The organism is Streptomyces sp. NPDC048349, from assembly GCF_040651925.1.
Classification (GTDB): Bacteria; Actinomycetota; Actinomycetes; order Streptomycetales; family Streptomycetaceae; genus Streptomyces.
Genome location: NZ_JBEZLA010000020.1, coordinates 82407 through 108197, shown reverse-complemented (window position 1 = coordinate 108197; position 25791 = coordinate 82407). Strand labels below are relative to the sequence as shown.

Here is a 25791-nt window from a genome sequence, read left to right as displayed (position 1 = left end):
AAGTACGTCCAGTACGGGGGCATCCGGCCGGCACGCCGAGAGCACGCACCGGACACCGCTCCTTCACCACGGACCTCCGTCAGACACCCCCTAGCCTCGGCGCCAGATGACGCAGAGGTGCTCCCGGACATCCCGGTCGACGTGCCAGCCGGGTGGGGCGTCGGGCCAGCTGTCGGCGGCCGGAGCCTTCTCGTCGGGGAGCGGGAGGGCAGCGATGTTGGCCTCGGCCGGTACGGTCTCGTTCTTGTTCAGGGCGCGGGACCAGACCCGGCCGTCGAGCACCGTGAAGGTCAGGGTCGCGCGGATCTCCCAGAGGAGGCCGTCGTCCATGACGATCCGGTCGCCGGGCCGGATGCCGGCTTCCGTGAGGAATCCGGCGGCGAGCCTCTGGGTCCCTTTGGTCCGGGGCTTGGTGATGTGGTCGGTGATGGCCACGCTTCCGACGGCGGCGAACACCGCCAGGCACACCCCGATGACGCCCGTGACGAGCGCCGCCCTGTGGTTGCCCCCGAGAAGTCGCAGCAGCAGGACGGCGGCGAGGACGATCAAGGCGATGACGGTGGTGCGGCCGGCGTGGAAGCTGCCCCAGTTGTCCTGGGCGGGCCAGAGACTGGAGAGGAAGGTGGCGTCCGGCAGGCCCCAGACGACGAAATAGGACGTGTGAAGCTCCTTGCGCGCCATGTGGACCAGCACCGCCATGAGCCCCAGCGTCACACCGCAGGCGGCCGCCCCGAGAGCGACGATCTTCTTCCGACCGCGGACGTGGTAGAGCGCCGCGACCGCGACCAGCATGTACACGGGGGCGAGCGGCGAGAGGTAGCGGGCGTAGGTGATGGTGTCGATGCGGCCGTCGGCGGGCAGCCCGGCGGCCGCTGCCAGTGTGATGCCGCCCAGCAGCGCGACCAGGAGGAAGGCGCTCACCCGGTCGGCGAGGCTGAAGCGCGTGCTGAACACCGCGTACACGCAGGCCGCCAGGGTCAGCGCGCCCAGCCCCCACGTGGAGGTCATGAAGTACCAGAGGTGGCCGATGGTCCGCATGCAGGTGCGGCGCATCAGATGGGTGTTCGCCAAGGTCTCGAACACGGCGTTGCCGACTTCGCTCGGGCGGGCACCGTCGATCCGCGACATCAGCCAGGCGGTCATCAGCTTCTTGACGGCGAACATCACCGCCAGCACGACCAGCGCCAGCGCACTGGCCATGCGGGGTGCCCAGCCGAAGGCCAACGCCACCAGCAGCAGCACGGCGGTCAGTGCGATGATCACGCCGCCACGGTCATGGGTGAGCAGGCCGTAGCCGGCGGCGAAACCGGCCAGCAGGCCGAACCAGGTCCTGCGGCGCCCGCTGCCCTCGGAGAGCAGCCCGTGCAAACCGATCAGCCACAGCAGCACCAGGACCGGCAGCGGGGTGTCGGCCATCGCGTACTGCGTGTAGAAGAGCACCGTCGGGAGCATCACCGCGGCAAGCGCGACGGCGTACGAGACCGGCCTGGATATGTTCAGCCGCCGCAGGGCCCAGTACGAGAGGGGCAGCATCAGGCAGCTGATGAGGGCGTTGATGCCCATGATCAGGTGGTACGCGTGGACCGGGTCCTGGGTGAGGCGCAGGGCCGGCGAGATGAGCAGCGAGTATCCGCCGGGGATGATCTGGTCGCCGTGGATCTCGGTCGTCGGTCTGCCGGCCATGATCCTGGCCATCACCAGGTACATCTGCTCGTCCGGGCTGACCGTCGGATGGTCCTGGTCGGTGACCAGGGACAGCCGGAAGAGCACGTTGAGGACGTATCCGACGGCCAGCGCCGACGGCACCACCCAGCGGGCCTGCCACCACCCTAAGCCGGGACGGCCGGCCCGGGCCGCCGAGGGATCCCCGGCGACGCGGGCGTCTTCACGCCCGGCCAAGGGAGAGGAGTTCAGTTGTGTCATAACCAGATTCCGTGAGATGTCTGCTGTGCCGAGCGCCGAATGGCTCGCGTTGCTGCTGACGAAGGGGCCAAGAAACCCGGAGTTGCTTCCGACTGTCGCCCGCACGAATGAGGACGGCCGCTCGCGCAGAAGCGCCCCCGCCCTCCTCGACCACTGCGACGTCATGGGAATTGCCGGTTCCTCCAGTGGCTCCGTCGTATGTGCCAGCAGTGGCTCCGTCGTATGTGCCAGCCGCCATTACGGTGCCGCCGAAACGCTGACCCGTCAAAGCGGAATAGGGGAAGCCAGTTGGACCCATGGACACCCTGCTGGTCGGGGCGCCACCGGGCGAAGTTTGACGACCCAATCGTCCCAACGGCCGGTCAAGGTTCGATCGAACTCTTCTGCACGTCTCGGCGCTTCGCTCTCCACAAGGGATCCCCCACCCCGCTGATATGCCTGATGGAGCTCGGCGGAAGTGACACCATGCGGTGCCATGAAGGCCGAAAACACCCGGGCGTTCCAGGCGGGACCAGGCGCGGCTCATCGTCCTACGTGAGTGGGCCGCTGCCCCGAGGCGCAGTGGCCCCGCAAGTGGCTCCGGTCACGTGGCTGCAGACTGTACGTCAGTCCTGGTCAGCGCGAGAGAGAGCGTTGGTGACCAGGCGGGTGGCGTAGTCGTGGTCGCCTGTGAGCCGGTTGATGTGCTCCGCGAGCAGCAAGGCGGTGGCCTCCAAGGGGTTCATCTCCTCCTTGGTCCAAGCCCCGAACTGCTTGCGCCACAGGCTGGGGCTCAGGCCGATGCCTGCCGCGATGACCATCCCGGCCATGGTGGGAACGGCCTCGGGACGGACGCTCCTCGACATCGTGCGCAGCGTGGCCACCAGGTCGGGCACCACGTACTCGATGACGTCCTTGTCGTGGTCCTCGTACGCCTTCCGCAGCCACGTCATGAACATGTAGATGAGCGTGCAGGCCCCGTCAAGCAGGTCATGGGCTCCCCCGGGCCCCAAGGACGAGAGGAACTGGTCCATCAGTAACCGCTGCTCGGGGTCGGTCTTCGTCTTCCCCTCATGGATCGCTTTGAGTCGAGAGTCAATCACCATGAGCGCCGCATCCACATCGCCGGCCGGAGCGTACTGGGGGTCGTAGGACGATGGCACTGGATCCTCCCAAGGGACGGCGGCATGCAGCGCCGCACGCACCCACGCTAGGGCCGCCGATCGGGTCCAGTCTGGCGAATGCCGATGGAAGGCAACATTTCACCCCGGCCATCCGGTGCCGTTCTGGCACCGCCCGCGTCGGGCGAGGTCAGCCAGCCGGGTTGCCGGGCGCCGGCCCATCCTCAGTCTGCCGCTGACGCCTGTCTCAAGCCCGCTTCTTCGATCTTCTGGCAAGATCGCGGAATGCTGCGACTAACCGATTTCATCATCGATTGCCCGGACAGATGAAGCTGGCAGCCTTCTACTCCGAGGTGACCGGGCGCCCGGTCAAGGAGGGCAGCAACGAGCACTGGGCCGGTATCCAGTTCGGTGAGATCGAACTGGCCTTCATCCAGGTGGAGGAGTACCGCGCCCCGCAGTGGCCCGACAGCGAGCACCCCAAGCAGTTCCACCTCGACTTCGAAGTCGACGACATCGAGGCCGAACAGCGTCGTGTCCTGGCCCTCGGCGCGGCCCTGCAGCGGGACTGCATCGGCCCCGACGGCTACGGCTTCCGTGTCTACGTCGACCCCATTGGCCACCCCTTCTGCCTCTGCCGCAACAAGGGTGTCATCTGGACCGATCAGGGCCCCACCTGGCCCAAGCACGACTCGTAGACCGCGTGTTCCGAAGCAAGCGGAGCGGCGGCGTGTCCCGATTGGGAAGGAGTGAGGTCTCCGGTAAGGGTTCGTCGACCAAGAGAACCCGACACCGGAGACCGCGTGGCCACCCGGGCGGTGACCCGGCGGTTCGGTTTGACCGACGCATAGTGGGCGATCCTGGAACCGATGTCGCCCGCCCCACGCGGCCGGGCGACAGCGCAACACCCCCACTGCCGAGGGCAGCGCAACTCCCCCCGCAGCGGGTATCACCCACTTCGTGTGAGAAACGCATCGGCGCGGCTGGATTGGCGCCTCTCCGCTCCCTGGATGGTGCAGGCTGTCGCCAAGGATGATCACCAACCCACAACGGGGACAGGAGACGACCATGAGCGAACAGCAGCCCCACGTTCTGCTGGTCACCAGCTTCGGGGAGATCGAACTCGAACTCGACGCCGTGAAGGCGCCGGTCTCCGTGGAGAACTTCCTTCACTACGTCGACAACGGGTTCTACGCCAACACGATCTTCCATCGCGTGATCCCGGGCTTCATGATCCAGGGCGGCGGTTTCACCGACTTGATGGTCCAGAGGCCCACCCTGGACCCGATCAGGAACGAGGCCGGCAACGGTCTGGACAATGCTCGAGGCACTGTAGCCATGGCCCGCACCGCGAACCCCGATTCGGCCACCTCGCAGTTCTTCATCAACGTGACGGACAACCACATGCTCAACCCCGGCCGTGACGCCGGCTACGCCGTCTTCGGCAAGGTCACCAGGGGCATGGACGTGGTCGACCAGATCGTGAACGTCCCCACGACGATGAAGAACGGCATGCAGGACGTTCCGTCCGACCCGGTCTACATCACCTCCGCCAAGCGCCTCGACTGAAACACCGCGCCGGCCCCCGGGGGCCCCGGCGCACAGGGCCGGTCGGCATGGGGCCACTTTCCCCGCTCATATCGCTCTGATGACGAGTTCAGGCGGCTCCCCATCCGCCCCGGACCGCCGCGGCGGATGGCGGGGATCAGGGGCTGGGAAAAGGCGCAACCAGGACGACCTATCGGACGTGGGCCTTGACCTCCTCGTAAACGGCTCGATCGGTGCGCAGTGCGCTGTGGCCGAGGCAGGCGGTGGTGGTGTTGAGTGCCCCGGTCAGAGCGACGCTGTCGGCGGGGTTGATGACGTTGTCGCACGGTGAGCGCCAGGTGGCGTACCGGGTGCTGCCTGGAGTTTCGTCACCGGAGTTGAGGTCTTTCAGGAAACTGGAGCCCGGTCGCATTTCGATACAGGGAGCGCCGCCGCACCAGCGTGCGATCTCGGTGCCGTGGTTGGGCCCGGCCAACGAGACCCACGCGTCCACCTTGGCTGCGCCGCCGAGGTTCTTGAGGTAATAGCGGGAGGACAGGGATCCCATGGAGTGGGTGATCACGTCGACCTTGCTGGCACCCGTGCGAGCCAGGACGTGCTCGATCTCGTCGGCAAGCTGCGCAGCGGTCGTGGCGTTCGACTGGCTGGAGCTGTAGCTCCACTGGTCGAGGTGGCCGGCCGGCCAGCCGTCGGACTGGAAGCGGGTTGCCATGGTCTGCCAGGGGGAGGGGTCGGGGTTCCAGCCGTGTACGAAGATGACGGGGTCGGGGGCAGGCGCCGTGTGCTGATGGACGTGCTGATGGACGGCCGCCGAGGCGGGGGCGGCGGTGGGGAGCAACGACATGAAGGCAAGGAGGAGCGCCGGGACGCTCCGCACGAGGTTTTTGATCACGCGCGCTTTGTAGCGGCCCCCGGGCGGGGGCGGCAGGGCTGTCCCTGCACGCTCACCCACCTGGCGGCAGGGATTCACCGCAGAAACGTGCCGGCTCTCGAGAGGGATGGGCGTGGGCGCCGTGATCAGGGTGAGGGGCTCGCGCCCGCTTCGTTTCGGTAGCGGCATGAGGACACCGCGTGACGCTGCCGACCGGCGCCCATTTGTTGGCTCTCCCGCCACTACGCCCCGAAGCCGCAACCGGACGACGCCCCCGTGTCGCGTCGAGCCCCTGCCGGAGCCTCGCGCGCGGAGCAGGCAGGGCTTGTCACACGCCTGTGACAGTCGGCGGACACGTTCGCGAAGGTGCCGGGCCAATCTTTTCAGTAAGAGACAAAACGGGCATTTGAGCCCGCTGCTTCCGAGGGCGCGAGCAGTGATGACCTGGCCGATCAGGCGGAGGAAATCCCATGAGCCTCACCCTCACCATCCCGCAGACCCAGGACTCCGCAGCCGCCCTGGCGCCGCGGGAGCAGGAAGCCCTGCGCCACATCGCCGCAGGCCGCACCTACCTGCAGACGGCCCGCAACATGGGACTGTCCAAGCACACCGTGGACGCTTACCTCCGCCGCATCCGCGCCAAGCTGGGCGTCAACACCACGGCGGAAATGACCCGGCTGGCCATCTCCCTGGGGCTGTGACAGCCAGGGACCCACTTGGCACACCCTGTCACCATGGCGCTCGACGACGGCCAGAAGCCGCTGACATCGAAGCGCAGGACGTATCTGCGTCGGGCCCAGCCGCGGGTCAGGAACCAGGGCAGGCGCGGGGGCCGGGGCCTGAGAGCGCAGACGGGCCCGGATCTTGGAAAGATCCGGGCCCGTCTGAGGAGTAGCGGGGACAGGATTTGAACCTGCGACCTCTGGGTTATGAGCCCAGCGAGCTACCGAGCTGCTCCACCCCGCGTCGGTAACCTCCACCCTACGGCACTCCCGGCCTGGACTTCGCCGGTTTTTCCTGACCGTCGAAAGTTTGACCGTGAGGTTGACGAGTCCCGCGCCTCGGGGCGATGCAGGTGGAGCAAGGCCTGGAAACGGTATTGCCCCCGCCCGTGGTGATCACTAAGGTCGGTCGGGTGACTGCCGGGTCGGCCATGGGCCATGCACGAGTGAGGCTCCCGGCCTCGGCGTGAGCACGAGGCGGGCAAGAGGCCCGCCCCCCTTCTCCGCGTCTTTGCTTCCGGCGCCCGCGCGCGGTGCCCCATCCCAGCAGATCTCAAGACCGGAGACACACACCGCTCATGTCCCATGCCCAGCAGCACCCCCACGCATCCGAGCTGCCGACGACAGCCGTCCAGCTGAACCACACTGCCGTCTACGCCAGCGACCGGAACCTGTCAGCCGAGTTCATCGCCGCGATCCTGGGTCTGATGGTCGGCGCCCCGTTCGGGCCGTTCCTGCCCGTCGACCTCGGCAACGGCGTGACGCTCGACTACTACGAGAAGCGCGACGAGCCGATCCAGTCGCAGCACTACGCCTTCCTCGTGCCCGACGAGCAGTTCGAGGCGATGATCGCCCGCCTGGAGGCGGTCGGTGTCACCTATTACGCCGACCCCGGCCACACCGAGCCCGGCCGGATCAACCGTCTGTTCGGCGGTCGCGGCGCCTACTTCGACGACCCGGACGGCCACAACATGGAGATCATGACCCGGCCCTACGTCCGTCCCCGCCCCTAGCTCCTCCAGAGCGCGTGGGCGGCGCCGCCCGCGTCGGCCGGGAGCTGGCTGCCGCGGCCCGAGGCGAGGACGAGCGAGCCGGTCTCGGTGAGGGCGGCGACCCTGTTGACGAAGAACTCGGGGACTGGCCACCAGCCTTCGGATCTCGTCGGCCCGTGGCCGCCCGTCGGCCGGCCATTCCAGCGGAAGCTCATCGCCTCGCCGTCGGCCTGGCCGGAGGGGGTCCTCGCAGGTGAGGAGTCCGACAGCGCCAACCATCGAACCCGACCACGCGGCCCGGAACACCGGCCCCGATCGCACGGCAGGGTTTGGGAGTCTCGATCGGGAGCAGGAGAGCGGCCACGACCAATCCGGTACTACACGAGGAGGTCCCCATGTCGGGCACGGAGAAGAGCAAGGCGCACGCCGAGCAGGCCAAGGGCAAGGTCGAGGAGACCGTCGGCCGGGCCGTCGGCAACGAGCGGATGACCACCGAGGGCCGGGCCGACCAGGCCAAGGGCAAGTCGCGCCAGGCCAAGGAAGACGTCAAGGACGCCTTCCGGCACTAGGTTGAAACAGAACCAAACGCGGCCGCCCCGAGGGCGTCCCATCGGCTGGGCCCCGATCCCCCTCCCCGGGGTCGGGGCCCAGCCGCGTCCCCCGCGTCACCCGCGTCACCCAGCGCAGAACGGATCCGAAGCGGTAGCGGCGACGCGGAGGCGGGCCGGCCGCTGCCCTCGAGCGGGCGCTGGCCCGCGAGTCCACCCGTCGACACGCCGCGCCGGCCGGACGCTGCCCCACGGCGCCGCGCTGTCGTACAACTGAGGAGGCCTCCGTTCAGGGCCGCCATTCCGGGGCCCTACGGCTGCCGGTCGTTCCGCGGCCAGGAGATGAGGATGCGCGCATGTCGATCAGCGTGGTGATCGCCGATGATCAGGAGCTGGTGCGCACGGGGTTCCGGATGATTCTGGACAACAGTCCCGGCATCGAGGTCCTCGCCGACGTCGCGGACGGCCATGAGGCCCTGGCGGCAGTACGGGAGCTTCGTCCCAACGTACTGCTGGCCGACATCCAGATGCCGGGTCTGGACGGGCTCGAAGTCACCAGGCTCCTGCGTCAGGACGGGGCGTCCGGCGCGGAGGACGGTCGGCGACCTCAGGTGGTCATCATCACCACCTTCGATGACGACGCATACGTACGGACCGCTCTGCGCTACGGTGCGAGCGGTTTCCTCCTCAAGGACGCCAGCCCCGCCCTCCTGGTCGAGGCGGTACGCGCTGCCGCTGCCGGAGACTCGCTCATCTCGCCGGCCGTCACCGTCCGGCTCCTTGCGGACATGGCCGCCGGAAGAAGTCCCGTCTCCGGCGGGCGCCCGCCGCGCGAGGAACTCACCGAGCGGGAGAAGGAGGTCGTCGTGCTGACGGCCCAGGGACGGACCAACGCCGAAATCGCGGATGAGCTGCACCTGTCGGTCTCGTCCATCAAGGCGCACCTGGCTCGCGTGCAGGCCAAACTGGACGCCCGCAACCGCGTCGAGGTGGCGCTGTGGGCATGGGAGAGCGGCCTGTCCCAGGGGCGTTCCTAGGTCCTGTCGTCTAAGTCCCGCCGTGCGTCGGTGGTGCCGGGGCTGAAGGGCAGTCGTGCCCTGACCTGCCAGCCCCCGGTGGGCAGCGGGCCGGCGTCGAGCCGTCCTCCCATCGCGGCCGCGCGCTCGCGCATCCCCTCGATGCCGAAGCCTCCGCCGCGGGCCGGCTCGGGCAGCGGTACGCCGTGTCGGCCGTCGTCGGTCACTTTCAGTTCCAGGGCTCCCCCGGTGGACGTCAGCGCGATGCACACCCGCGTGGCATCGGCGGCGTGCTTGCGGATGTTGGTGAGGGCCTCCTGGGTGAGGCGGTGGATTCCTGCCGTCACGTCGGCGGGGAGGCGGGCCTCCAGCTTCTCGTCGATGGCGACGTCGACGGCCGGACCGTGAGCGGCGAACGCGGCGGCCATCTCCCTCACTTCGCGGATTCCGCCGGCCTGCGCCCGTGAGGCCCCCTGAGCGGGTTCCGAGCGGCGCATCACGGCCACCAGGCGGCGCATGGCGCCGAGCGCCTCCTCCGCTTCACGCCCGATGCTTTCCAGTACCGCGTCCATCGCAGAGGCGTCCAAGGGGGCGAAACGTGCCCCTCGCGTCTGCACGACGATCCCCGTGACGTGATGGGCAACGACGTCGTGCAGTTCCCGGGCCAGCGCACGCCGTTCGGCCGACCGCAGCGCGTCGAGATCGCGGACGCGCTGCTCGGACTGGGCGCGCAAGAGGAGCGAGAACGCCGCGACGAGCGCGGTGATGAGCGTGAAGGCGAGCGTCCATTCGTGCGGGTCCGCGTCCCGTGCGGGCACGGCGGCGCAGGCCACGGCGAGGGCAGGCCCCAGGATCAGAGCCGCTCTGGGCGTTCCCCGCCACAGGACGGCCGCCAGGAGCACGAGCAGGCCGGCGATCTCGCCGATACCGACCACGGAGACCGGGTGGTCGTCCGTCACCAGCAGGAGGGTGACCGTCCAGGAGACGACAGCCGCGACGGTGCCCCGCACCGTCAGGGAAACCCTTTCCACCGGCACGGCGCACACGCAGACGATCACCGCGCAGCCGGTCACCAGGATGGCCTGCGCCGCCCGCAGGTGCTCCAGGACGAGGGCGTCGACCGCCGTCAGTCCCAGGAGGGCCGCTGCCACCGTGACCTTCACCCGGGCGGACCATGGTGGGTGCTCCTGGACCCCGCGCCCGAGGATGTTCACGTCGCGGCCCGCCCGGCCCGAGAACGCAGCAGGCCGCCCTTCCGCCCTCTCTTTATGCCGGGGTCCTTTCTCATCTGTGCCTCCATGACGACGCAATATCGCAGCCCGGTCGCCCGGAGTGGCTGACCGGACGGCCGAGCGCGCCATGCCGACCTCATATGGCCGAATCCATGCGCACACCGCACCATCGACAACAGCAGACAGCGGCTGCTTTGGCCGCACATTCCGTGGCAGGTCCACCACATGCGGTGATGCGACTTTCGGCTACATGAATCTCTATCCCTTAGGTCGATACGGACGCAGCCCTCACATCCGTAGCGTGGGAGGTGTCGAAGGAAAGGAAATCAAGCTCCTTTTCGCCCATGAGGGGAATTCGAAATGCGACGCATCGCATCCACCCGCCGCTCGCTTCGCACCGCCGTCGTCGCCCTCGGGGCTCTGGCCGCCATCGGAGGAAGCGGAGCGGTGGCATCCGCACAGCCGTCCGCGCAGGACGGCGCCACTGCCCGCCCGGCCGTCGCGGTCTCGGGGCCCCAGCGCCGGCTGGTGAAAACCCAGCGGCTCCCGGACGGGGCCGTGGCCAAGATCTACAAGGTGGGTGACCGCTATGAGGCGGCAATCTTCTTCCACGGCAGGAAGATCGCCACCCTGAGCTCCAAGAGCACCGTCTTCCGGCACCACGGGGTGAATTACAGCTTCCATCCGTACAAGGGCAGCGTCTGGGCCGAGCGGGGCAGGGCTCCCGGCAACCCTGACGAGCCCCGGCCCGGCGGCGGACCCATCACCCCGATCCCGAACCCCACTCCGGGTGAGGACGAGGTCCAGCCGGTCCCGGCACCGAAGCCCGACCCGGATGAGGTCGCGCCGCCCGTACCCGCTCCGAACCCGAACCCGAACCCGAACCCGAACCCGAATCCGGACCCGGATCCGGACGCCTCCCCGTCCGCGGACGACGTCGTGCAGCCGGTTCCCGCCCCGAACCCGAGCTCCGACGACGAGGTGTCTCCCGTGGCGGGCCCCACCTCCGAGCAGGGCGCCGCGGACATCGCAACGCCGCCGTCCGCCGACGGCTGACCAGCAGCGGGCCGGATCAGGGCAACGGCCGGTCCGGCCCGCCTGCGTCCCCCATCAGCAGACCACGTGCATGAAGGAGACCAGGATGGGCTTCATCAGGAGATCCGCCATCGTCGTCACGAGCGGTGCCGCACTGGCGGCGGTACTGGCCGGCCCCGCCGGAGCCGTCGGAGCCACTGACCAGGAACCTGCCCGCGCCGGCAGATCCGGCGTCGAACGCTTTGAGTACTGCGGCCCCGGATGGGACGGCGGACTGGCCGTCCTCAGGACTGGCGGGGCCAGCTGCTCCACAGCCCTGAAGGTGGCCAAGGCATTTCATGCGGCAACACGGCAGAACCCCACCGGTGACGAGCCCGTGATCGTACGGGTCGACGGCGTGGCCTGGAAGTGCGCGAGCCGCGAGGGCTCCCCCAACCCGTACATCGCGTGCGTCAACCAGAACGATCCGAAGGCTCAGGTCGTCCTGAGTTCCTGAGTTCCTGAACGCGCACGGACCGACCCGGCCCGACGGCGCCCACCACGAGCCCGACCCCCACGTCAAGGAGTGACTGACATGACCGCGTACCTTCGCCTGACCACCGCAGCCCTCCTCGCCACCGTCTTGGCCGCCGGCGGCGCGGCCGGCGCGAGCGCAGCCACCGCGCCGACACCCCCCGGTCCCGAGTACAGGGTCGGCACCGCGCTCGACCGGAACATCACGGGGATGCCGTACTGCGCGGTCGGAGACGGTTTCGTGATCATCGATCACGACCAGGCCGTCGTTGCCGGGGGCAGCGGACACTTCATCAGCCACGTTCTCCACCGGGGGCAGACGGTCGAAGACGGCGAGGGCGGCACGCTCACGTTCAACCGAGACGGCAAGAGCATCACCTACAACGACCACGAACACCATGACGGACGACTCGTCACCGAGACCTGCAAGCCCTTCACGTAGCGGCGACACCCGCGTCCCGACCGGCGGAACGGCCGAAGCGGCGACGCGAGGGAGGGCCGCCACCGCGAGGGGGTGGCGGCCCCCGGCGCTGCCCTGCTCCCCCAGCCGAGGAGACGTGTCCAGTCGCCGGGCGGCGGGACCGTCACCGGCTGATGCGGCATCACCGCAGCGTGATCTCCTCGCCCAGTGACTGCATGCGGGCGGCGGCGAGGACCAGAGCCGTGGCCGCCGCGTCCTGCACCGCCACACCGACCGACTTGTAGAGGGTGATCTGGTCGGGGGCGGTACGTCCTGGTCTGCTGCCGCTGATGAGTTCGCCCAGCTCGGCGTGTACGTGGTCGGCTGTGATGAGGCCGTCCCGGATCGGCATGAGCAGGTCATTGCTGCCCGCGGGCAGCGGGGCAAGTGCGGCCTGCCGCGATTCGACGCACACCAGTGCCTCGACGACGGTGGCGTCGTCGATCTCACGGCCGGCCGGGTTGTAGCCCACTGACGTGATGTGCACCCCAGGCGTCAGCCAGGAGCGGCGGATCACGGGTTCGACGGCGTGTGTGGTCGCGGCGGCGATGTCCGCGCCGTCGAGCGCCTCGGCGTAACTGGACACGGCCCGCACTCGGCCCTCCCCCTCGAGTACGGCGGAGAGTTCCCCGACCAGGTCAGCGGCCTTCCCCGCATCCCGGCCGGCCACGCGGATCTCCCGGATCGGGCGGACCCGGCAGATCGCCCGGGCGTGGGACCGCGCCTGCACGCCGGTGCCCAGGAGCGCCAGTACCGTCGCGTCCTCGCGCGCCAACAGGCGCACCGACAGCGCGGAGCAGGCTCCGGTCCGCGCTGCGGTGATGGCAGTACCGTCCAGCAGCGCGGCGGGCTGGCCGGTATCCGGATCGAACGCCACGATCAGCGCCTGGTGGGTGGGCAGCCGCGCCGCGTCGTTGTGCGGGAAGAGCGACACCAGCTTGGTCATGAGTGCTCCGGCCGACGGGAGGAATCCCGGCATGGCCGCCAGGAAGCCGTCGCGTTCGGGCACCAGAGCGGCGACGCGGTCGGGTACCGAGGCACGGCCTGCACTGAGGTCCACCATCGCCGGAGCCAGCGCATCGATCAGAGCGTCCACGTCGAGCAGGGCCTCGACTTGCGAACGGCCCAGAACACGCATGCCCTTCCACCTCCTGATGCCGGTCGTCCCGCCCGGCTACGGCACATCCGGCTCATCCGGCACATCCGGCACAACCGAAGCCTCATCCGCAGCCCCATTGCCCCGTCGGCACCACGCCGTCTCACCTGCGCACGTCCATCCGTACGCGCCCGATCGCCCCGGCCCGCGTAGGTGCGAGGGAGGCAAGCGCAGATCGGCGGGGACGTTGTCTGAACCGCCTGAGCCGCCTGAGCCGCGGAGAGGGATCGGTCACGGGGATGACTGCGCTGCCCGTTCCCTCTCACACGCCACCCTCAACTGTCCGCGCTACGCTGCGGCCATGGTGTCCCCCTCGCGCCCCAACCGTGCGCCCCGCATCGCGCTGGCCGCGTCCGCGACCGCGGTCGCCGTCCTCGCCGTCTGGCTCTACCAGGACCCGACGCAGCGGGGCGACTTCGACGCAGACCCGCGTCCCTGCGCACTCGTCACGGCGGAGACGGCCGCCCGGTTGCTGTCCGGGCCGACGGACGGGGTGGAGGCGAAGTCCTCCTGCAACTGGGCGGGGCCCGGCCTCGGCAGCGACGCGCAGCCCGTCCTGCAGGTGCAGGTCACCCGGCTGGGGGTGGACGACGCACGGCTCAGCTTCCAGCGCACGAAGGAGGAGCCTCAGGGGAAGATGGGTCCGTCGACGACGGACCTGTCGGACTTCGGCGACGAGGCGTTCTCCCGCCTCCGGTATCCCAGCAGCGGGAACCGGATGATCAACGAGGTCTTCTTCCGCCGGAGCAATGTGATCGTCGCGGTCCGGTACGCCCCGGTCGACGGCGACATCGACCGGGGCCGGGCTGGCGCCTACGACGTGGCCACGGAAGCGGCAGCCGCGCTCGGCAAGGGACACTGATCCGACGGCCGTGGGGCCCGCACCAGCCCGCGTATCCGGCTCGGCAACACGTCGTTTGGTGCGCCCGGCCTACGCATCTACCCTCTGGCCATGATCCAGAGGCAGAACGACGCGTTGCGTTGCTATCAGGTGGGACACGTACGCGCCGAGCTTCGCGCCCTCACGGTGAGCGACGACCGTGAAGGAATGCTCGAAGGAACGCCGTACCTGCACCGGCGCTTTCGTCTGATGGGCATCGAGAAGGCAATGGCAGCGACGCCGTACTTGTACGTGCACGATCTCGACCAGCTCCGAGCCGATGTGGAGGGGCGGGTCGAGGAATGGCTGCCCCGAGAAGCCGTGCACGCTCGACTGACGTCTCCGTGGACGCCCGAGGGCATTGCCGAGCCTGGACATACGGCGCTCTCGATCATGTGGTTCCAAACGGCTGCGCAGGATCCCTTCGCCCGACTGGCCACGATCGCGCGTCCCCTGGACTGGTCTTCGCTCGCCGGTTTCATCCCTTTCGAGGAATAGCTGTGGCGATGGTCTTCTCAGCGTCTTGGGCGCCCAGGAGCAAGCCCAGGAGCAAAACTCGAGCCGCACCCCCGTCCCGTTCGGGGACGCGGGGGCGGCCGACGACCGGGGTGCCGTACATGACCACGGCGAGAGACCTGTTCACCTTTGCCCTGGAGTCCGAGCCGGCGCGCACCGTGGGGCGAGCCGACCCAACTCCGCCCATCAGAGCCCCCGTCCCACGGCGCGCTCCCCGCACCAGCACCTGATCCTGGGCTCGGTCCAGGTCCGCGACACCGAAATCCAGATGGAACTGCTGGGGCCGGGACGGCTCGGGTCACAGCGGGGGGCCGGCACTCCGCCGCCTGCTGGAGGGCGAGGGCGAGACCTGGCCGTGTGTGCAGTGTCGCCCAGTCATCGCCAACTCCGCTGCTTGTCCAGCTGGTTGACGGCCCCACCGGTCAGCGACTGGTAAACACGGCAAGTTCCGCCGGGTCCGAGCAGTCCAGCCCTACGCATTGCAGGTCACCGATCACGGACAAATCCTAAGCTTGTTCTGCAACCTCGATCCGGTCAGGCGAGTGTGTCGAGATCGGCGAGGAGGTAGGCGACGCCGAGTCCGGTGGTGAGGTATTCCTCGAAGATCCGGTTGTTCAGGGACCAGGGAGATCGTTTCTGCCGGATGGTCTTGATGGCTGCTGTTGCTTCCTCGCCCGACTCGATGAGGGCCTGCGCAACGACGAGGCCGGAGCGGTTGTAGCCGGAGTGGCAGCGGACCAGGACGGCACGCCCGTCCCGGACGGCCTGGACGGCGGTGCGTGCGAGCTTCTGGACTGTGTGTATCTGCTCGGCGCTGAGCGGTCCGTCGGGAATCTCCGCGACAACGTGATCGATCCCCGGACCGGGTCCGTGACCGGGGCGTGTAAACAGGCTGATCACAAGGCCGAACTGGTTCCCAACGACCGCCGCATGGCTCTCGCCCTGCGCATCGGTCCAGTGGTGACCACCCATCCAGAGTCCTGGTACGACCTCGTTCCAGGGGACGTGCGGGTCGGGAACGCCGCGGCCCTTCTGCCTTGTCTTCACTGGCTCCCCCTTCGCTGCAAGGCGGTCAGCCCCGCCAAACTCCACGGTTCGAATGGTCCGTCGATTGGCTCCCCCACCTGGGAGTTCGCCTGACAGACCAGCGGCCTTCGCCCGATTCTGTGCTCCGACCAAGGAATGCACCGAGCCGGACGAAGGCCGTAAGGATGAGCCTGCCGCAACTTGATGCCCAGCGGGAAGCGTTCGCGGCAGCGTCACGCTTCCGGAGCGACTTCTACCCCTGCCTGACCGCACGGCGTGACGAATTGTTCGAGCTGATGGACGCCCTGCTCTGCGCAGACGGCCCGGTGACTACGCCTGCGGACCTCACGCTGCTGGCCGAGCATCGCCGCGGGCAGGGCGCTTTGTACGACGTGCTGAATCACGGCCGCGTCGATGCTCGGCAGCTGTGGCGGACACTGGCCAAACTGCCCCAGTCGACAGCCCTAGCGGGCGACTTGGCCTGGCAGTGGACGTGAGCAACTGGCTGCGCCCCGATGGGGAGTGCAGCCCCGGAGCGGTTGTTCTGCCACACCTTCGGTCGAGGCCGGGACCAGCACCTGATGATCCAGGCCCACCCCGGCCAGGGCCCGTCGGGGGTTCAGGAACATCCGCCCCCACCTGCCATGCCCGACCCGTGCGCGCAAACCCACCCGGCCCGGCCCCGGCAGGCCGCTCGGCTCGAAGAACCAGCGGCCCGCCACCCGCTACGACGTGCGCAAAACCGTCCGACACCCCGAGAGCATCATCGAACGCGACCGGTCCAGACCATAAAGAACAAGCTAAGCGGTTGGCACCGGAAATCCTTTGGGGGACCGAGTCGCAAGCAGAGGCGGCTTGGAGAAGGGTTTCGGCCGCGGCGGTGCGGGAGTAGAGGACGGATCGGCCGGCGCGTTGGGCGCTGACCGGGCCCGCACCACCAAGGTCGGACCGGGCCGCGACCCTGCGGGCCAGTGGCTGCGGCACGCCACGTCCGGGGGCCGCAGGGTTGACGATCCTTGAGCCCGCGCAGGCCCCCAGGGCGATCCGGCCACGCCGGTGCCCGCGACCCGCAATGACCGGTGCAAGAGGCCACTTGGACAGGGAAAACGCAACTTCGACATGGGCTGTAGAGGCAGCTACTTTCACCTGGTCGCGGCGATCGCCCACGGTTCACACCAGCAACCCCAACCAGGGAGAGACGCATGCCCCGTCTTGCGCTGTACACATTCGGCGTCCTGAAGTCACCTCTCGCCGATCCCGCACCTCTCACGCGCGAGTTCTACGAGACCGGTGAGGCCGTCTACCGGAAGATCAGTCAGCACCCCGGATACCTCGCGCGCGCCGAAGCGGCAGACGGTGACCGGGGCGTGTTCTTCGAGGCGGACTGGGGTGCATGGGGAGAGTTCGCCGTACCGGCGTGGTACGGAAAGGGCCGTACAGGGGAAACCATCGCCCTGGCCACGACCCTCTCACTCTGGGCCGACCTGCGCCCCGCAGTCGACGCGGTCTACACCGGTCTGCACCGTGAAGCGCTGAACAGGCGTCACGACTGGTTCGAGAGGACCGCACACCCCAATTACGTGTGCTGGTGGGTCCCTGACGGTGTGATACCCACCTGGGAGGACGGGGTGTCCAGGCTGGAACACCTCCACGACCACGGCTCCGCGCCGCACGCCTTCACCTTCCACCACTCATTCGCCCCGGACGGAACTCCGGCCGGGCTCAAAGGCATCGGGCCGAAGAGCGGTCAGGTGCGCTGACAAGAAAGCCCGCTCGACGTACAGCCCACCCCCATGGCCCGAGAACTCCACACCTCGCTGACCGGGCTGGTGGGCTGGTGGGCTGGGCCGGGCGTTACCGGTCCGCCATCGCGGAGGCCCCGCGCCGCCTACGACACCGCGGCGGATCAGGGCCCCGGGACCCGACTGACCGGGGCCTGGACCGGCGGCTCCAGGGCGTTTCGGCGCACGCACTCGGGTGCCCCGAGCGGTCCCGCGGAGCTGCGAGCCGGGGTGGTCTCCAGGCTTAAGATCTCGGCATGGAAATCGAACTGTCTGACGCATTGGACGAACTCGTCGAACTGCAGGAAGCGACCGACGAAGCGCACGCTGATGTGCTGCGTCTGCAGGAGGAACTCGGCGACTCGGCCAAGTGGACCGACGAGCAGCACGTGATCTGGCGGGACGCGTGGGAAGACGCGCGCGAGCCCTGGTGGCTGCTGGACACGGCCCTGGACCACTATGCGGAGACGCTCGGTCTGGACCGCGGCGAGCTGGAGGCCACGGTACAGAAGGCGGCAGGCCACGTCCCGCTGCCGGACGAGGACACAGGTCTGGCGGCGGCCCAGGCCTGACGCGCGTCCGCCCCGTAGCCGGCCGCCGCGCGAGATCGGCGACACCACGGCGCTGCCCCGCTCCCCCGGCCCGCGCCCCCGGGGAGCCGGAGCGGCCACGGCCGAAGCCGAGGCCGAGGCCTAATGCGCGTAACCCAGCCCCCGCCTGCTCTGATTGACCCGATCCGCGTCTCGGTTCGCCGTAGCGGCGCATCGTCACCAGTACAGGAGCCAGCGTCCGTCGCACCACACCCCGTGTCCCTGGAGGGTGAGCCGCTCGTCGTCCGGTTCGACGCGGGTGCTGGGGGCGACCTGGTGCAGGGTGTGGCCGGAGTGGATCACCATCTCGCCTGGTGTGTAGGGGACGTACTGCTGGGTGTGGAAGCGTTTGAGGTCGCTGGCGCCTTCGATCCAGCCCTTCTCCGAGGCCTGGCGGAACTCCTCGTAGGTCGCGTCCCAGAGGTTCAGGCCGCCGCCGGCCGCCGGGAGCCTGAGGGGCAGGGTGAAGGACAGCACACGGGTCACGTCGGTCCCGGGCGGCCAGGTGAAGGCCCGGTACTGCATGTCGAAGTGCACGGGTGCTTTGGGTTTGGTGAACACGGCGGCGGCCAGCCACACGTGGAAGCCCGGCATGGCGAGGTGCTCGGGATAGTGGACCGGGGCGCCGAGGTGTCGGGAGAGGAGGTCCGCGAGCCGGGTATAGAGCCGGCCGAAGGACTCCCACAGCAGCGGCCTGGAGGCGTCGGCCCGCTTCTGGTACTCGCCGGCCTCCGGGTTCTCGGCGAGGTCGAGGTAGCTGGGCGTGCCCAGGGTGAAGAACGCTGCGGGCTCCGGGCCGCGCGGGATCCAGTGCTCGCGCAGGCCGTGCACGGCGTCGCGGACTGCGGCGCTTTCGGCTTCGGTGAGTACGGTCAGCCGGTCGATCACGAGTGCCTCCGCTGCAGCAGTGCGAGAAGCGAGGCGGTGATGTCACCGCCGAGGCGCCGGTCGTACCAGTCGTACGCCGGCATGGGGTTGACCTCCAGGCACCAGTGGGTACCGTCCTCGGTGACCTTGAAGTCCCAGCCCGCGAAGGACATGCCCAGGTCCGCCGTGTGGCGGACCACCTGCGCGGCGAGGGGTGCGGGAAGCTCACACGGGGTGAACACCGCGTCGGAGTCGGTGCGGTAGTCCACCGCGCCGGAGACGATCTCCTCGGCGTGCACCCGGTCGTGGACGACGTGGGCGCGGACGTCCCGGCCCTCGACGTAGCGTTGCAGGTGTACCGGCCCCTGCCACGGGTCGAAGTCGGCCAGCTCTCCGGGGTGGAGGAGCCGACTGGTGGCCCGTACTCCCGACACCGCCTTGACGAGCGTCGGCCCGGCCTCGGCGAAGGCCCGCAGCCGCTGCGGCGAGGAACTGGTGGTGCTGGGGGGCACCCTGAAACCGGCTCGGGTCAGCGACCATTCGTGGAGCGGCTTGGACCCGTTGTCGGAGCGGATCGAGGGGCGGTTGACGACCAGGCCGGGGATGTGGTCCAGCCAGGCCGTCAGGGACGTGGTGAGCCAGCGCCAGCGCAAGGCCTGCTCGCGGTCCTCCTGCAGGGCCGACAGGTCGTTGATGCGGCAGTAGTACGACCCCTCGGGGTCGAGGGCGTGGTCGCCGAGCAGCGCCCGGCGGTCCCCGCCGATGGTCAGCCGCCAGTGGCCCTGTCGCACCACGTCCCGGAGGTCGACGAGCTCGGCTTGGACGCCGCGGGCCTCGGCGGCGGCGGTGAAATGCGCGATCGTGCTTTCGGAGGCGAGTCCGACGGTGTAGATCACGGGAAGAGCACCTTCAAAAGTCGTGGGCCGAGCCCGAGCCAGACCATGCGCAGCTGCTCCACGTCGGGGAACGGCTCGACCACGACCGGCCTGGCCCGGTCGAGGTCCGGGGAGATCCGCCAGACCACGGAGGCCAGTTGGAGACCGAGTTGCGCGACGATCTCGGTGCTGCGCTCCTCCAGGCGGAGGCCGTCGAGTTCGACGGCGCTGCAGGGCCATGCGTGGTCGCCGAGGACCACCACGCTCTCGAAGAGGGGATCGGGGTCCGACCACCTCGCGCGGTAGGGACCGGATCCGGGTGGTCGCTGCGGCCACGGGGCCGTCGTCCACGAGGCCAGGTCCTGCACCCACCACTGGCTGCCCTCCCCGCCTCCGGACTCCCCCGCCGCGTCCACCGCCCCTTCGGGCTCGGGGGGCCGGGTGGAGAACACCTCCACCGAGCCGACGGGCAGTCCGGCCCGCAGTTCGGTGAGGGCCGCGGACGCGGAGACGCTGGTGCCGAGGCCGCCCGGCGCCGGACGGTTGATCACGGGTGCCGAGGTCAGAGCGGCGACGGCCCACAGGTGCGCCAGGCACTCGTTGAGCTGGAACTCGGCGTCGAAACTGATCCGGAGCAGGGGCGGTGCGGGGAGCCGAAGCATCATCGGCAGGACGGGCTCGACGACGGGGGCGGCGGTGTCGTCGACGGTGACGGTGAACATCTGCGCGGCGTCGAACACGTCGAGGACCGTGGCCTCGTGTCCGCTCTCGACCACGAAGTCGCGTACCTCGGTCGCAACGGGGTCCTCGGGGTCGGCGACGACGACCAACCCGGAGAAGTCGACGCGGGGCGGCTCAGATGACGACACCGCGCCTCCTCAGCAGCCGGTTGATCCGCGAGGACCGCAACTCCAGGGCGGCCTCCTGCTCCTCCGTGAGGGGTTCCGCCCGGGCTTCGTCCGCCCGTGCAGGACGGGCGCCCATGCCGGGGGCGTGGTCAGGTCCGGGGTCCGAGCCGGAGGCCGGAGCGGAGACCGAGCCGGAGGCCGGAGCGGAGACCGAGCCGGAGCCCGGAGCGGAGTCCGAGCCGGGGGGCTCGGGGAGGTGGCGCACGAATGCGGCCGGCCCGGGAGGCGACATGGCCCCGTCGAAGCCGTCCTTGCCGTCCTTACCGTCTTTGCCGTCCTTGGAATCCTTGTAGTCCTTGGTCTCCTTGCCCTCCTTCCCGTCCTTGGTGTCCTTCGAGTCCTTGTAGTCCTTGTAGTCCTTCGCCTCCTTTCCGTCCTTTCCGTCCTTGGAATCCTTGTAGTCCTTGGTTTCCTTGCCGTCCTTACCGTCCTTGCCGTCCTTGCTGTCTTTGGAGTCCTTGGCGTCCTTGTAGTCCTTGTAATCTTTGCTGTCCTTGTTGTCCTTGAGGTCTTTGTGGTCCTTGCCGTCCTTCCACCTCTTGCGCGCCTCGTGCGGCGCGGCCACGAGGGCGGCGCCCCGCTCGTCCGGCGTGCCCGGCTCGGAGAAGGTCCGGCCGCGCTGCGGGGCTCCCGTGAGCAACCCGGTGACATCGCGCCGTTCGGCGGCCGACAGGAAGGGCCGCACCCTTGATGCGTCCACGGTCCACGTCATTGGTTCACCTTTTCTGTGGTCGGCCGGGCCTCGGCTCGGTACCGCCGCAGCGCGGCGGCGAGACGGCTTTGGGCTTCCCGGTGATGCGGATTGAGGTTGAGGACGAGGTGGGAGACGCCCAGTGCCTCGTACCGGCGCAGGCCCCTGGCCACTTCTGCCGGCGATCCGGTCAGGACGTCCGCGCCCGGAGGGGCTTGCCCGCCGCGGCCGTCCTCCCCCTCGACGCTCACGTTGACGCCGAGGGTGACACCCAGCGTCGCCGGATCGCGCCCTTCCTTCACACAGGTCTCCCGGACCCTCGCCAGGACCTCCACGGCACCCGAGGGCGAGCCGAACCAGCAGGAGTTCCACAGGTCCGCGTACCGCGCCGCCAGCGCCATCGTCCGCGGCCGGTGCGCGCCCACGAGGACGGGCGGGCCGCTGGGCCGAGGCCCTCGGGGACGCAACTCGCCGTCCCGCAACCAGTGATGACGGCCGGTGAAATCGGCGCGGCCGGTCCGCAGCAGAGGAACGATGATCTGCAGCGCTTCCTCGAACCGGTCCACCCGGTGGTCGAAGGGGACACCGAACGCTTCGAACTCCGGCATGTGCCAGCCACTGCCCAGGCCGAGGATGAGACGTCCCCCGCTGACCTCGTCGAGGGTCACGGCCATCTTGGCCAGCACGGCCGGATTGCGGAACGCCGTGCACGTCACGAGCGAGCCGAGCTCGACCCGCTCGGTCGCCTCGGCCAGGGCCGCCAGTACGGTCCAGGACTCCCAGATGCCCTCGCTCGTCCCGTCCTCGCCCCGGAACAGCAGATGGTCGAAGACCCACAGCGAGTCGAAGCCCGCGTCCTGCGCCTGGAGGGCGAGCGATCTGATGTCCGCGTACGAGGGCTGACCCGACGGATATTCGGAGAGAGGCAGAACAAGGCCGATCTTCATCGTTCCCCCGGACGGCTCGTGTCCGTGACCCTCACCGAAAGTATCGCGGGTGAGGGCTCGTCACAATCCGTTGACACCGCTCCTGTTGGTCGGTACGGCGAAGCCGGCGGCTCGGCGGAAACGCTCTGCACGGGCGGCCGCGGAAAGTGGCCGGACGTGAGTACGAGAACTCATGTGCTCTGGGGCACCAGTTGACAGCATCAGCGGTATGACGAGTGACAAACGGGCTCTGACGGCTCTGCACCTCCTGCTGATCTGGGCGGTGATGACGGTCGCAGTACCGGCGTTCGGCTTCGGGCTGTTGATGACGGCCTGGGGCGGTGGGGCGGGAGCGGCGGCGCTGCTCTTCGCGTTGGGTGCGCCGCTGATGGTGGGCCTGCTGGCCGCCGCCGGCCTACCGGTGCGGACCGTGGTTCCGATGTGCGGCTCCGGGCGGCGCCGGCTCGGCTGGGCGGGACTGGTCTTCGTCCTCGGCACGCTCGGCGTCCTGGCGGGTCTGGCCGCCTACGGTGGCCGCGTCGACCTGGGGAGCGCCGCTACCAGGATCGCCTTGTCGGGGGCGCCGTACGCCGTGGCCGCGGCGTTCTTCGTGCCGAACCGGTGGGTGCGGCTGGGGGCGGTAGCTGCGGTGGCGGCCGGGTTGATCTACGGAGGCGTCGTCGGCCCGGCGCAGTCGCAGCAGCGCCAGCATCAGGCGGAGATCGCGCGCTACCGGGAACATCCGGAGCGGCTGTACCTGGGCGCCGCGCCACCCGGTATGCAGGTGTCCCGCGCCGAGGCCGGGCCCGGCCACTTCAGCGTGGACTACCGCGGCACCCGGGAGGACGTGTTCGCGTACGTGGGCTTGACGCTGCGCTCGCCGCTCACACCGGCACCCGTCTGCCCCGAGCTCCTGGAGGAGGGCATGACCTGCGCGGTCGACGCGCACGGCGAAATGCGCACGGTTCGTGAGTTCCCCGGTGGCGGCGGCACTGTCACGCTCACCCGCCGGCACGGGGCGGCGGAGGCCGAGGTCACCAGCCCGACCCTCGACGAGTCAGGGCTACGCCGTCTCCTGGACACCCTGCACCCGCTGTCGGACGCAGAACTGGAGGAACTGATGAGGGAGAAGAAGATCAACCACATGCTGTGAGGCTCTGACTAGCCCTGCCCCCCAGCAGCGACACCGACGCCCGGTTCCGGTTCGTGGCGCTCGTCCGGCCTCCGCCCGTACCCCGAGTACGTGGTCGTGCGACCGAGGGCGGCGGAACGACGCCGACCAGTGTGCGTTCGCCCATGGCGACGCCGGTTGATGCTGACGGGCCGAACGAGTGACCGCCGGCCGGCTCCGCACCCCCGCAGCGCCTGCTCGTTCCATACTTCGCGCGGGCCGTGACGGGCTCTCCGGGACGTCCGGCGTCGTATCGAGGAAGTCTCGCAGCCGTACTGTCGAACCCGTGACCCAGGAGGCCTCTGATGCGCAGCGTGATCTATTCGATGAACGTGTCACTTGACGGCTACATCGTCGGGCCGGATGGCGACTTCGCCTGGGCGCCGCCCGACGAGGAGCTCTTTCGCTTCGTCACCGACGAGACCCGAGAGGTCGGCGTCTACCTGTTGGGACGACGGCTGTACGAGACGATGCTGTACTGGGAGACCGCCGACCAGGATCCCACGCTCGACGCTGTGAGGCTCGAGTGGGCCGCGATCTGGAAGCAGCTCCCGAAGGTGGTGTTCTCCGCCACGCTGTCGGCGGTTCAGGGCCGTGCCCGCCTGGCCTCCGGCGGCCTGGCGGAGGAGATCGAACGGTTGCGGACCGAGCCCGGGGAGGGCCACATCGCGATTGGCGGCGCGACTCTCGCCGCCGAGGCGGCCGCGCTGGGTCTGATCGACGAGTACCGGGCCCGAGTCTGCCCGGTACTGCTCGGCGGCGGGATTCCGTTTTTCCCCCGGCGTGGGCACCGGGTGGATCTCGAACTCGTCGAGACCCGCACCTTCGTCTCGAGAGTCGTCTACCTCCGCTACCGCGTGCCTCGCTAGGTGTATTGACCCGCAGGGTTGTTGACGCGGCTGATGGGCGGGTGTCCGTCGAGTGCGGTGTGGCAGCGGTGGTGGTTGTAGGTGTGGAGGAAGTCTGCCAGGGCCTCGGTCCGCTCGGTGTTCGAGGTGTAGGGCCGCAGGTAGGCCCATTCCCCGAGCAGGGTGCGGTTGAAGCGTTCGACCTTGCCGTTGGTCTGTGGCCGGTAGGCGCGGGTGAGCTTGCCGGTCGCGCCGAGGTCGGCCAGGACGTTCTTCCAGGCCAGGCCCTTGCGGTAGGCCCAGGCGTTGTCGGTCAGGACTCGTTCGATGCGGGTGATGCCGTGGTCGTGGAAGAACGCGGCCGCGCGGGTGAGGAAGGCCGCGCAGGTCGCGACCTTCTCGTCGGGGTGGATCTCGCTGTAGGCGAGGCGGGAGTGGTCGTCGACGCTTCCACGTCACCGCAGGTCAGGCCGGTGACGCGCCTGTCTTCGAGGCCATCATGGCAAGGATTCGGGTCCCGCGGAGCGGCATCGGGAGACCGAGAACCCGACCGGTCGCCGTTCTTGCAGATCGCGCCTATTCGTCCCGCGCCATTCGCGGACATCTGCGTCGACGCGGCATCAAGGCGGTCATGCCGCAGCCCGCTGACCAGGTTGGTCACCGCCTGAAACGGGGCCGTGCCGGAGGCAGGCCACCCGGTTTCGAGGGTGAGACCTACAAGCAGCGGGACGCCGTTGAACGATGCATCAATCGGCTCAAGCAGTGGCGAGGTCTGGCCATGCGAACGGACAAGCTCGCCATGGCCTACCAAGCCGCCCTCCACCTCGCCGCCATCCTGATCTGGGTCCGGCGGTAGCCTGCTGGGTCTATCGTCCACCCGCCCACAGCACTCAGCAGTTGCCGTGATGGTCCACTTGCCGGACAGCTCGTGGACGGCCGGGGAGGATGTGTGGAAGAGCCAGGATTCCGTGTGCTGCTGACAGAAGCAGGAGACCGGGAAACGGAGGCAGTCCGTGCGATACGGACGGTCACCGGCCTCAGCCTGTGGAACAGCAAGCTCCTGCTTGCCGACGCACCTGTAGAGATCGAGGCAGTCGGCTGGTTCGAAGCCGCTGTCGAGGCAGCTCGGACCCTTGAGGACGCCGGCGCCCGCACCCGGCTGCTCTGCGATTGCTGCGGCCGCCCCATTAGGCGGGGAGCCTTCCCCCTCACCTCGGCGCAGTGCCCAGACTCGCGGCCCCTGGAGATCTGCTGGGCACATGGCCTGCCCACAGCGACCTGAAATCGGCCCAATTCGGTCTGAGAGACAGGCCCTGGACGTCGGCCGGTGCGACCCTCGCCTCGTCGAGGTTCGGCCTGCTCGGTACCGCTTCGGCGTCCGTGAGCAGTGGTGGAGGACCCCGGCCCCACTCGGCCGGGATCCTCTTCACCCGCTCTACTGCACGATCAGGTACGCGGGAGTCGGCGGCACTCCCGTGGGGTTGGTCGTCGGGGCCGGCGTGGAGGTAGGCAGCGGCACTCTTGTGGGGTTGGTCGTCGGGACCGGCGTGGAGGTCGGCAGCGGCTTGCACGTGGGGTTCAACGTCGCGACCGGCG

At 69.1% G+C, this 25791-nt stretch carries 27 protein-coding genes, 1 tRNA gene and 4 pseudogenes; 18 read left to right on the top strand and 14 right to left on the bottom strand.

Translation table 11 applies throughout. From position 1 onward, the window contains the following. Positions 1–90 precede the first annotated feature (90 nt). Both AB0D44_RS14145 and AB0D44_RS14140 read right to left on the bottom strand, forming a co-directional pair. Complete coding sequence (locus AB0D44_RS14145; protein ID WP_362589396.1) at positions 91–1923, bottom strand: hypothetical protein; 1833 nt, start codon at positions 1921–1923, stop codon at positions 91–93. A gap of 605 nt (positions 1924–2528) precedes the next feature. Further along, complete coding sequence (locus AB0D44_RS14140) at positions 2529–3065, bottom strand: hypothetical protein (protein WP_362589393.1); 537 nt, start codon at positions 3063–3065, stop codon at positions 2529–2531. Positions 3066–3308: 243 nt separating this feature from the next. Here AB0D44_RS14140 and AB0D44_RS14135 point away from each other — a divergent pair. Next, positions 3309–3721: pseudogene (locus tag AB0D44_RS14135) on the top strand (VOC family protein). Positions 3722–4091: 370 nt separating this feature from the next. Next, positions 4092–4592: a peptidylprolyl isomerase gene (locus AB0D44_RS14130; protein WP_362589390.1), complete on the top strand. Its 501-nt coding sequence runs from the start codon at positions 4092–4094 to the stop codon at positions 4590–4592. Between the two features lie 169 nt (positions 4593–4761). Here the strand turns inward: AB0D44_RS14130 and AB0D44_RS14125 are convergent, their stop codons facing one another. After that, positions 4762–5463, bottom strand: a complete 702-nt coding sequence (locus AB0D44_RS14125) for a triacylglycerol lipase (RefSeq protein ID WP_362589387.1) — start codon at positions 5461–5463, stop codon at positions 4762–4764. 449 nt (positions 5464–5912) lie between these two features. On the opposite strand from AB0D44_RS14125, the gene AB0D44_RS14120 reads away from it, so the two are divergent. After that, complete coding sequence (locus AB0D44_RS14120) at positions 5913–6143, top strand: helix-turn-helix transcriptional regulator (RefSeq protein WP_362589384.1); 231 nt, start codon at positions 5913–5915, stop codon at positions 6141–6143. 191 nt (positions 6144–6334) lie between these two features. On the opposite strand, the gene AB0D44_RS14115 is transcribed toward AB0D44_RS14120, so the two are convergent. Then, positions 6335–6408: transfer RNA gene (locus tag AB0D44_RS14115), tRNA-Met, on the bottom strand. 334 nt (positions 6409–6742) lie between these two features. Here AB0D44_RS14115 and AB0D44_RS14110 point away from each other — a divergent pair. Continuing rightward, on the top strand, positions 6743–7177 hold the full coding sequence (locus tag AB0D44_RS14110) for a VOC family protein (protein ID WP_362589381.1): 435 nt from the start codon (positions 6743–6745) through the stop codon (positions 7175–7177). On the opposite strand, the gene AB0D44_RS14105 is transcribed toward AB0D44_RS14110, so the two are convergent. Then, positions 7174–7431, bottom strand: coding sequence for a hypothetical protein (locus tag AB0D44_RS14105; protein WP_362589378.1), 258 nt, complete (start codon positions 7429–7431; stop codon positions 7174–7176). The genes AB0D44_RS14110 and AB0D44_RS14105 overlap by 4 nt on opposite strands. Before the next feature lie 120 nt (positions 7432–7551). Between AB0D44_RS14105 and AB0D44_RS14100 the strand changes: the two genes are divergently transcribed. After that, the gene (locus AB0D44_RS14100) at positions 7552–7725 is read left to right on the top strand and encodes a CsbD family protein (protein ID WP_362589375.1); all 174 of its coding nucleotides are present in this window, start codon (positions 7552–7554) and stop codon (positions 7723–7725) included. Positions 7726–8060: 335 nt separating this feature from the next. Next, a complete protein-coding gene (locus tag AB0D44_RS14095) occupies positions 8061–8741 on the top strand; it encodes a response regulator transcription factor (protein WP_362589372.1) in 681 nt (226 codons plus the stop codon). On the opposite strand, the gene AB0D44_RS14090 is transcribed toward AB0D44_RS14095, so the two are convergent. After that, positions 8738–9871 (bottom strand): histidine kinase, encoded by a 1134-nt coding sequence (locus tag AB0D44_RS14090; protein ID WP_362589369.1) that lies wholly within the window; start codon positions 9869–9871, stop codon positions 8738–8740. The two genes, AB0D44_RS14095 and AB0D44_RS14090, sit on opposite strands and share 4 nt — an antisense overlap. A gap of 441 nt (positions 9872–10312) precedes the next feature. On the opposite strand from AB0D44_RS14090, the gene AB0D44_RS14085 reads away from it, so the two are divergent. The 3 genes from AB0D44_RS14085 to AB0D44_RS14075 all read left to right on the top strand — a co-directional run bounded on the left by AB0D44_RS14085 (position 10313) and on the right by AB0D44_RS14075 (position 11942). Continuing rightward, positions 10313–11008: a hypothetical protein gene (locus AB0D44_RS14085; RefSeq protein ID WP_362589366.1), complete on the top strand. Its 696-nt coding sequence runs from the start codon at positions 10313–10315 to the stop codon at positions 11006–11008. A 70-nt stretch (positions 11009–11078) separates the two neighbouring features. Next, positions 11079–11483, top strand: a complete 405-nt coding sequence (locus tag AB0D44_RS14080; RefSeq protein WP_362589364.1) for a hypothetical protein — start codon at positions 11079–11081, stop codon at positions 11481–11483. A gap of 78 nt (positions 11484–11561) precedes the next feature. Next, positions 11562–11942, top strand: a complete 381-nt coding sequence (locus tag AB0D44_RS14075) for a hypothetical protein (RefSeq protein WP_362589361.1) — start codon at positions 11562–11564, stop codon at positions 11940–11942. 160 nt (positions 11943–12102) lie between these two features. Here AB0D44_RS14075 and AB0D44_RS14070 read toward each other — a convergent pair whose 3' ends face one another. Then, positions 12103–13098, bottom strand: coding sequence for an ornithine cyclodeaminase family protein (locus tag AB0D44_RS14070; protein WP_362589358.1), 996 nt, complete (start codon positions 13096–13098; stop codon positions 12103–12105). Between the two features lie 319 nt (positions 13099–13417). On the opposite strand from AB0D44_RS14070, the gene AB0D44_RS14065 reads away from it, so the two are divergent. Next, positions 13418–13978: a hypothetical protein gene (locus AB0D44_RS14065; RefSeq protein ID WP_362589355.1), complete on the top strand. Its 561-nt coding sequence runs from the start codon at positions 13418–13420 to the stop codon at positions 13976–13978. A 90-nt stretch (positions 13979–14068) separates the two neighbouring features. Next, positions 14069–14494, top strand: a complete 426-nt coding sequence (locus AB0D44_RS14060) for a hypothetical protein (protein WP_362589352.1) — start codon at positions 14069–14071, stop codon at positions 14492–14494. 552 nt (positions 14495–15046) lie between these two features. On the opposite strand, the gene AB0D44_RS14055 is transcribed toward AB0D44_RS14060, so the two are convergent. Next, a complete protein-coding gene (locus AB0D44_RS14055; RefSeq protein WP_362589349.1) occupies positions 15047–15484 on the bottom strand; it encodes a protein phosphatase in 438 nt (145 codons plus the stop codon). A 239-nt stretch (positions 15485–15723) separates the two neighbouring features. On the opposite strand from AB0D44_RS14055, the pseudogene AB0D44_RS14050 reads away from it, so the two are divergent. From AB0D44_RS14050 to AB0D44_RS14040, 3 genes and pseudogenes are all read left to right on the top strand, one after another. Continuing rightward, a pseudogene (locus AB0D44_RS14050) lies at positions 15724–16107 on the top strand (transposase); the annotation flags it as partial. A 633-nt stretch (positions 16108–16740) separates the two neighbouring features. Further along, positions 16741–17298, top strand: coding sequence for a DUF3291 domain-containing protein (locus tag AB0D44_RS14045; protein WP_362589347.1), 558 nt, complete (start codon positions 16741–16743; stop codon positions 17296–17298). Between the two features lie 278 nt (positions 17299–17576). Next, positions 17577–17891 (top strand): hypothetical protein, encoded by a 315-nt coding sequence (locus tag AB0D44_RS14040; RefSeq protein ID WP_362589344.1) that lies wholly within the window; start codon positions 17577–17579, stop codon positions 17889–17891. Between the two features lie 195 nt (positions 17892–18086). Here the strand turns inward: AB0D44_RS14040 and AB0D44_RS14035 are convergent, their stop codons facing one another. The 5 genes from AB0D44_RS14035 to AB0D44_RS14015 are packed head-to-tail and all read right to left on the bottom strand — an operon-like array spanning position 18087 to position 22197. Further along, positions 18087–18797, bottom strand: a complete 711-nt coding sequence (locus AB0D44_RS14035) for a hypothetical protein (protein ID WP_362589341.1) — start codon at positions 18795–18797, stop codon at positions 18087–18089. Beyond that, the gene (locus AB0D44_RS14030) at positions 18794–19672 is read right to left on the bottom strand and encodes a hypothetical protein (RefSeq protein ID WP_362589338.1); all 879 of its coding nucleotides are present in this window, start codon (positions 19670–19672) and stop codon (positions 18794–18796) included. The genes AB0D44_RS14035 and AB0D44_RS14030 overlap by 4 nt, the downstream gene beginning before the upstream one ends. Then, positions 19669–20520, bottom strand: coding sequence for a hypothetical protein (locus AB0D44_RS14025; RefSeq protein WP_362589335.1), 852 nt, complete (start codon positions 20518–20520; stop codon positions 19669–19671). Before AB0D44_RS14025 ends, AB0D44_RS14030 begins: the two co-directional genes overlap by 4 nt. Continuing rightward, positions 20507–21271, bottom strand: coding sequence for a hypothetical protein (locus tag AB0D44_RS14020; RefSeq protein ID WP_362589332.1), 765 nt, complete (start codon positions 21269–21271; stop codon positions 20507–20509). The genes AB0D44_RS14025 and AB0D44_RS14020 overlap by 14 nt, the downstream gene beginning before the upstream one ends. Continuing rightward, entirely contained in the window at positions 21268–22197 is a 930-nt protein-coding gene (locus AB0D44_RS14015; protein ID WP_362589329.1) for an LLM class flavin-dependent oxidoreductase, read from the bottom strand. The genes AB0D44_RS14020 and AB0D44_RS14015 overlap by 4 nt, the downstream gene beginning before the upstream one ends. A gap of 208 nt (positions 22198–22405) precedes the next feature. Here AB0D44_RS14015 and AB0D44_RS14010 point away from each other — a divergent pair, with 208 nt between their 5' ends. After that, the gene (locus AB0D44_RS14010; RefSeq protein ID WP_362589326.1) at positions 22406–23329 is read left to right on the top strand and encodes a hypothetical protein; all 924 of its coding nucleotides are present in this window, start codon (positions 22406–22408) and stop codon (positions 23327–23329) included. A gap of 323 nt (positions 23330–23652) precedes the next feature. Then, a complete protein-coding gene (locus AB0D44_RS14005) occupies positions 23653–24216 on the top strand; it encodes a dihydrofolate reductase family protein (protein ID WP_362589323.1) in 564 nt (187 codons plus the stop codon). Here the strand turns inward: AB0D44_RS14005 and AB0D44_RS14000 are convergent. After that, positions 24213–24641, bottom strand: a pseudogene (locus AB0D44_RS14000) (integrase core domain-containing protein); the annotation flags it as partial. The gene AB0D44_RS14005 and the pseudogene AB0D44_RS14000 sit on opposite strands and share 4 nt — an antisense overlap. Before the next feature lie 5 nt (positions 24642–24646). Between AB0D44_RS14000 and AB0D44_RS13995 the strand changes: the two are divergent. Both AB0D44_RS13995 and AB0D44_RS13990 read left to right on the top strand, forming a co-directional pair. Continuing rightward, a pseudogene (locus tag AB0D44_RS13995) lies at positions 24647–25051 on the top strand (transposase); the annotation flags it as partial. 72 nt (positions 25052–25123) lie between these two features. After that, the gene (locus AB0D44_RS13990) at positions 25124–25477 is read left to right on the top strand and encodes a ribosomal protein L7/L12 (protein ID WP_362589320.1); all 354 of its coding nucleotides are present in this window, start codon (positions 25124–25126) and stop codon (positions 25475–25477) included. Positions 25478–25791: the final 314 nt, after the last annotated feature.

What these genes read in the sequence shown, in the direction of transcription:
- AB0D44_RS14100 (WP_362589375.1), top strand. Translation starts at nt 7,552, where the DNA reads ATGTCGGGCACGGAGAAGAGCAAGGCGCACGCCGAGCAGGCCAAGGGC.
- AB0D44_RS14095 (WP_362589372.1), top strand. Translation starts at nt 8,061, where the DNA reads ATGTCGATCAGCGTGGTGATCGCCGATGATCAGGAGCTGGTGCGCACG.
- AB0D44_RS14130 (WP_362589390.1), top strand. Translation starts at nt 4,092, where the DNA reads ATGAGCGAACAGCAGCCCCACGTTCTGCTGGTCACCAGCTTCGGGGAG.
- AB0D44_RS14045 (WP_362589347.1), top strand. Translation starts at nt 16,741, where the DNA reads ATGCCCCGTCTTGCGCTGTACACATTCGGCGTCCTGAAGTCACCTCTC.
- AB0D44_RS14060 (WP_362589352.1), top strand. Translation starts at nt 14,069, where the DNA reads ATGATCCAGAGGCAGAACGACGCGTTGCGTTGCTATCAGGTGGGACAC.
- AB0D44_RS14085 (WP_362589366.1), top strand. Translation starts at nt 10,313, where the DNA reads ATGCGACGCATCGCATCCACCCGCCGCTCGCTTCGCACCGCCGTCGTC.
- AB0D44_RS14055 (WP_362589349.1), bottom strand. Translation starts at nt 15,484, where the DNA reads ATGGGTGGTCACCACTGGACCGATGCGCAGGGCGAGAGCCATGCGGCG.
- AB0D44_RS14065 (WP_362589355.1), top strand. Translation starts at nt 13,418, where the DNA reads ATGGTGTCCCCCTCGCGCCCCAACCGTGCGCCCCGCATCGCGCTGGCC.
- AB0D44_RS14005 (WP_362589323.1), top strand. Translation starts at nt 23,653, where the DNA reads ATGCGCAGCGTGATCTATTCGATGAACGTGTCACTTGACGGCTACATC.
- AB0D44_RS14070 (WP_362589358.1), bottom strand. Translation starts at nt 13,098, where the DNA reads ATGCGTGTTCTGGGCCGTTCGCAAGTCGAGGCCCTGCTCGACGTGGAC.
- AB0D44_RS14075 (WP_362589361.1), top strand. Translation starts at nt 11,562, where the DNA reads ATGACCGCGTACCTTCGCCTGACCACCGCAGCCCTCCTCGCCACCGTC.
- AB0D44_RS14080 (WP_362589364.1), top strand. Translation starts at nt 11,079, where the DNA reads ATGAAGGAGACCAGGATGGGCTTCATCAGGAGATCCGCCATCGTCGTC.
- AB0D44_RS14110 (WP_362589381.1), top strand. Translation starts at nt 6,743, where the DNA reads ATGTCCCATGCCCAGCAGCACCCCCACGCATCCGAGCTGCCGACGACA.
- AB0D44_RS14120 (WP_362589384.1), top strand. Translation starts at nt 5,913, where the DNA reads ATGAGCCTCACCCTCACCATCCCGCAGACCCAGGACTCCGCAGCCGCC.
- AB0D44_RS14145 (WP_362589396.1), bottom strand. Translation starts at nt 1,923, where the DNA reads ATGACACAACTGAACTCCTCTCCCTTGGCCGGGCGTGAAGACGCCCGC.
- AB0D44_RS14010 (WP_362589326.1), top strand. Translation starts at nt 22,406, where the DNA reads ATGACGAGTGACAAACGGGCTCTGACGGCTCTGCACCTCCTGCTGATC.
- AB0D44_RS14015 (WP_362589329.1), bottom strand. Translation starts at nt 22,197, where the DNA reads ATGAAGATCGGCCTTGTTCTGCCTCTCTCCGAATATCCGTCGGGTCAG.
- AB0D44_RS14020 (WP_362589332.1), bottom strand. Translation starts at nt 21,271, where the DNA reads ATGACGTGGACCGTGGACGCATCAAGGGTGCGGCCCTTCCTGTCGGCC.
- AB0D44_RS14040 (WP_362589344.1), top strand. Translation starts at nt 17,577, where the DNA reads ATGGAAATCGAACTGTCTGACGCATTGGACGAACTCGTCGAACTGCAG.